At 69.7% G+C, this 2,287-nt stretch carries 2 protein-coding genes; both read right to left on the bottom strand.

The genetic code is table 11. The features are described from left to right. Positions 1–39: 39 nt before the first annotated feature. Positions 40–543, bottom strand: coding sequence for a hypothetical protein (locus ACFXGX_RS43185; RefSeq protein ID WP_384803981.1), 504 nt, complete (start codon positions 541–543; stop codon positions 40–42). Then, positions 527–2,134 (bottom strand): multicopper oxidase family protein, encoded by a 1,608-nt coding sequence (locus ACFXGX_RS43180; protein WP_384803978.1) that lies wholly within the window; start codon positions 2,132–2,134, stop codon positions 527–529. The genes ACFXGX_RS43185 and ACFXGX_RS43180 overlap by 17 nt, the downstream gene beginning before the upstream one ends. Between the last annotated feature and the right edge of the window lie 153 nt (positions 2,135–2,287).

Here is a 2,287-nt window from a genome sequence, read left to right as displayed (position 1 = left end):
GTACGACGGACCGTCGTACCGCGCACCGCCCCGGCCGTGTCACCCCGCCAGGCCGGTCAGCCCGAACGTCCACAGCACCGTCCCGATGACGAGGAGTCCGTTGACGGCCCAGGACCGCCCGCGGCCGGAAAGGGCACGGACCAGCCAGGGCAGCGCGGCGAGTCGCAGGAGCAGCGCCACCGTCGCGAGCGGACCGGCCCGCAGCGGTTCGTCGCGCGGCCCGAGGGCCGCGCCACCGCGTACGGCGACCGCCTGCAGGCCGATCAGCAGTCCCAGGACGAGGACCGCGGACAGGACAGCGGCCGTACGCGGCGAGGCCCACACCCGCCGGGCGAGGGCGAGTTGGACGACGGCCGCCACCAGGAAGGGCAGCGACACGGCCAGGCCGTACGCCAGGTTCCGCTGGAAGACCACCAGGTCCCCGGCGGTCGCGGCGACGCAGAGCAGTGCCCCGACGCGATGGGCCGGAACGTGCGAACGGAATCGCGGGCCGCCCACGGATGCGACCGCCCCGGCGGGAGGCGCCTCAGTCGATGGAGTCATCGGCGTATCCCAGCGTCGGGGCGGGCCCGGACCCGGCGGGGGCCGCGTACACGGGGTGGTGCCCGTCGGCGGGCGGCCCGACCCGGAACTGCGCCATCATGTCGTGGTCCTCGTGCACCAGATTGTGGCAGTGGATCATGTAACGCCCGGTGTTCGGACCGAACTTGACCACCATGCGCACGGTCTCGTTCTCGCCGACGAACACGGTGTCCTTGCCGCCGAGTTCCCACGGCGACGGCGGCTTGCCGTTGCGGTCCAGGATCTTGAAGTCGACCAGGTGCACATGGACCGGGTGCCACCAGCCGCCGGACTTGTTCTCGAACTCCCAGATCTCGACGTCCCCGAGCGCCGGATCGGCCCAGACGTACTCGTAGTCGGAGGCGACCACATCGGCCCAGGTCTTGCCGTTGACGGTCCAGATGCCGTCCTTGCGGATGAACTCGAACTTGCGGGTCTTCTTCGCCATCGCGGCGGTCAGGTCCATCGCCGGAGCGTTCGGGTTGAGCCGGTCCGGGATGCTGTTGCCGGACAGGTCGGTGGGATCACCCGCCACGTCGAAGGCCATCACGTCGCCGGTGGTGTCGAAGTCCTCGACGTTCGGCACGCTGAGGTTCTTGAGCACCACCCGCTGGCCGGCCTTGTATTTGGCGAAGTCGATGATCACCTCGTAGCGCTCGGCGATGCCGTGCCGGTAGCTGGTCACCGAGCGGGGCTCCGGCATCAGGCCCGCGTCCGTGCCGATGAAGACGAACGGGTCGCCGGTGCTCAGCGCGAACTTGAAGCCCCGCGAGATCGAGCCGTTCAGGATCCTGAAGCGGTACTTGCGCCGCTCGACCTTCATCACCGGCCAGGGCCGCCCGTTGACCAGGATCACGTCGCCGAAGATCCCGGAGTGGCCGCCGTCGTCGTACAGGAGCTGTCCGTCACGGTCGAACATGGCGTCCCGGATGATCAGCGGCACGTCGTAGCGGCCGTGCGGGATCGGCAGCGACTGCTCCAGGGCGTCGTGCATCGTATACATCGCCGCGAGGCCCATGTACGCGTTCTCGGCCGTGTGGTGCACTCCGTGGTCGTGGTACCAAAGAGTGCGCGCGTCCTGGGAATTCGGGTAGTGGTAGTCCTTGTACTCCCCCGTCCGCGTCACGTCGCTGGCGTAGCCGTCGTACTCGGGCAGCGACGCCGAACCGTGCAGGTGCACCGAGGTCCACGACTCGTACCCCAGGCGCGGATGCACCCTGGGCAGTTGGTTGATGTGCCGCACGACGGCCGGCCGGCCCCGGGTGGCCCGGATCGTCGGGCCGCCGAACGTCCCGTCGTACGACCAGGTCTCGGTCTTCAGGCCGGGCAGGATCTCGGTCATGGCGCTGCGCATGGTGACCGTGTAGTAGTCGGTCGTGCTCGACCGTTTCGTCGGCACGGCCTCGGGCGGTACCGCGAACGGCACGGTGAACGGCTTCGGGAACTTGCTGACGGCGATCCGGTCCGAAGCCGTCTTGGCGCGCACGACGCGTTCGAAGGGCAGGGCCAGGGCCGCCGACGCGAGGACGCCGTATTTCATCAGGTCACGCCTGGACAGCGGGTTGTCATGCATGTGTGGGTTCACCCCCATGGTGGGCCGCCGCACCGGCGGCTCGGGCACCCCGCTCTCCCCCATGGAGTCGCGGGTGCCCTGGTCTTCTCGGGACTGAGGAGGGGCTGCTGTCGGCCGCCCTGTCCTGGGCGCCCCGGCGGGAAGCGTTCGGCG

This window comes from Streptomyces sp. NPDC059371 (assembly GCF_042751995.1).
Classification (GTDB): Bacteria; Actinomycetota; Actinomycetes; order Streptomycetales; family Streptomycetaceae; genus Streptomyces.
This window is presented reverse-complemented; position numbering and strand designations above follow the sequence as displayed.

What these genes read in the sequence shown, in the direction of transcription:
- ACFXGX_RS43185 (WP_384803981.1), bottom strand. Translation starts at nt 543, where the DNA reads ATGACTCCATCGACTGAGGCGCCTCCCGCCGGGGCGGTCGCATCCGTG.
- ACFXGX_RS43180 (WP_384803978.1), bottom strand. Translation starts at nt 2,134, where the DNA reads ATGCATGACAACCCGCTGTCCAGGCGTGACCTGATGAAATACGGCGTC.